Here is a 1,651-nt window from a genome sequence, read left to right as displayed (position 1 = left end):
GACGGGGGCGGGCACGGGGTCGGGCCGTACGTCCGCGAAGCGGGCACAGACGAGCCGGCCCTCGAAGTCGGCCGCGACCGCCCAGAAGCCGGAGGAGTCCAGCGCCTCCGGGTCGGCGGTCACATCGCGGAGATCGGAGGCGAGGAGCCCGCCGAAACGGGCCAGAGGAGCGAGGTCATGCACGGTTGTGAGTCTAGGGGCGCCGCCGTGCACCCGCCCCGGACCCGGGCGCGGACCAGGGACGACACCGGGTACGGGGCGGGCCCGGGGGCGGGTGCGGGGCGGGCACACCGCAGCACGCTGCACAAACGCGTTTTTGTACTGGCCCGGGAATCCGCTAGAGTTCAACACGTCGCCGGGACGCGCAAGCGGACCGGAACCGACAAGCGGACGTGGCTCAGTTGGTAGAGCATCACCTTGCCAAGGTGAGGGTCGCGAGTTCGAATCTCGTCGTCCGCTCGATGTGGGGGATCTTCCCGAACCCCTGCTCTCACTCCTGGTGGAGTGGCCGAGAGGCGAGGCAACGGCCTGCAAAGCCGTCTACACGGGTTCAAATCCCGTCTCCACCTCCAAGGACGATTAGCTCAGCGGGAGAGCGCTTCCCTGACACGGAAGAGGTCACTGGTTCAATCCCAGTATCGTCCACTGGATCTTCTCGAAGATCCGTACCCGCGCGATTAGCTCAGCGGGAGAGCGCTTCCCTGACACGGAAGAGGTCACTGGTTCAATCCCAGTATCGCGCACGCAGTACGCAGTACGACCCGGTCCGCAGCCGTCCTGTATGGTTCTGACCGATCCCGCGCGATTAGCTCAGCGGGAGAGCGCTTCCCTGACACGGAAGAGGTCACTGGTTCAATCCCAGTATCGCGCACAGCCCGGAGCCCCCGGCCTTCTCGAAGGCCGGGGGCTTCGTCGTGCGCCCGCCGTCGGGCGACCGCGGGCGGGTCGGGACGACGGGCCAGGTCGACGGGTCGGCTCGGCGGGTCAGGACGAGAAGAGCATGTGCCCGAAGCCCTTGTGGCGCTTGTGGCCGTAGTGACCGCCGTGGCCGCCGCCGTGCTGCGGGGCCTGCTGCACCCACTGCGACTCCAGCCGGGTCAGCGACTCCAGCTCCCCGTAGTCGAGGAAGATCCCCCGGCAACCGCTGCACTGCTCGATCTGGACACCGTTGCGGTTGTACGTGTGCATGGGCGCGTGGCACTTGGGACACTGCATGACCGGCTCAACTCCTCGCCGTTACTTCCGATGGGCAAGCAGCACCCTACGTCGGGCCGCCTCCCGGCGGCTCGGGCGGGAGTGCCGCGACGCGGGTACAGCTCTCGATCATGATCAGCTCCGCCTCGTCCGGCGCGCGCCGCTCACGGGCGCACTTGGCGAGGGCCAGGGCCGCCGTCTGTACGGTCAGGGCGCGGGCGGGCACGTCGAGTTGCGGCCATGGGTCGCCCGCCGCGGGGACGGCGGGGCCGCCCGCCTCCCGGTACGCGGCGAGGAAGCGGGTCCAGTCGGCGGGGCCGAGCAGGCCCGCCGCGTACCAGGCGGCGGGGCGCGCCAGGTCCCAGGCCGCTGCGCCCAGTCCCAGGTCGTCCACGTCGATGAGCAGCCAGTCGCCGGTGCCGGCCGGGTGGCGCACGAGCTGGCCGAGGTGGAGGTC

1 protein-coding gene, 5 tRNA genes and 2 pseudogenes are annotated in these 1,651 nt (G+C 70.0%); 5 read left to right on the top strand and 3 right to left on the bottom strand.

Going from position 1 to position 1,651, the window contains the following annotated elements; translation table 11 throughout:
* Window positions 1-183 (bottom strand): annotated as a pseudogene (locus tag ACJA3G_RS36480) (anthranilate synthase component I family protein); the annotation flags it as partial.
* Window positions 184-386: 203 nt separating this feature from the next.
* Here ACJA3G_RS36480 and ACJA3G_RS36475 point away from each other — a divergent pair.
* From ACJA3G_RS36475 to ACJA3G_RS36455, 5 genes are all read left to right on the top strand, one after another.
* Window positions 387-459: transfer RNA gene (locus ACJA3G_RS36475), tRNA-Gly, on the top strand.
* A 39-nt stretch (window positions 460-498) separates the two neighbouring features.
* Window positions 499-572, top strand: a tRNA-Cys gene (locus tag ACJA3G_RS36470).
* 1 nt (window position 573) lies between these two features.
* A tRNA-Val gene (locus ACJA3G_RS36465) sits at window positions 574-645 on the top strand.
* 26 nt (window positions 646-671) lie between these two features.
* Window positions 672-743 (top strand) — tRNA-Val (locus ACJA3G_RS36460).
* A gap of 56 nt (window positions 744-799) precedes the next feature.
* A tRNA-Val gene (locus tag ACJA3G_RS36455) sits at window positions 800-871 on the top strand.
* A gap of 113 nt (window positions 872-984) precedes the next feature.
* Here ACJA3G_RS36455 and ACJA3G_RS36450 read toward each other — a convergent pair.
* Together ACJA3G_RS36450 and ACJA3G_RS36445 are read right to left on the bottom strand one after the other, a co-directional pair.
* Complete coding sequence (locus ACJA3G_RS36450) at window positions 985-1,215, bottom strand: zf-TFIIB domain-containing protein (RefSeq protein ID WP_406557311.1); 231 nt, start codon at window positions 1,213-1,215, stop codon at window positions 985-987.
* Window positions 1,216-1,261: 46 nt separating this feature from the next.
* Window positions 1,262-1,651: pseudogene (locus ACJA3G_RS36445) on the bottom strand (aminoglycoside phosphotransferase family protein); the annotation flags it as partial.

It is taken from the genome of Streptomyces sp. YS-3 (genome assembly GCF_045257485.1).
GTDB lineage: Bacteria > Actinomycetota > Actinomycetes > Streptomycetales > Streptomycetaceae > Streptomyces.
Note: the sequence above shows the minus strand (reverse complement) of the source record. Positions and strands in the feature narration are given on the sequence as shown.

What these genes read in the sequence shown, in the direction of transcription:
- ACJA3G_RS36450 (WP_406557311.1), bottom strand. Translation starts at nt 1,215, where the DNA reads ATGCAGTGTCCCAAGTGCCACGCGCCCATGCACACGTACAACCGCAAC.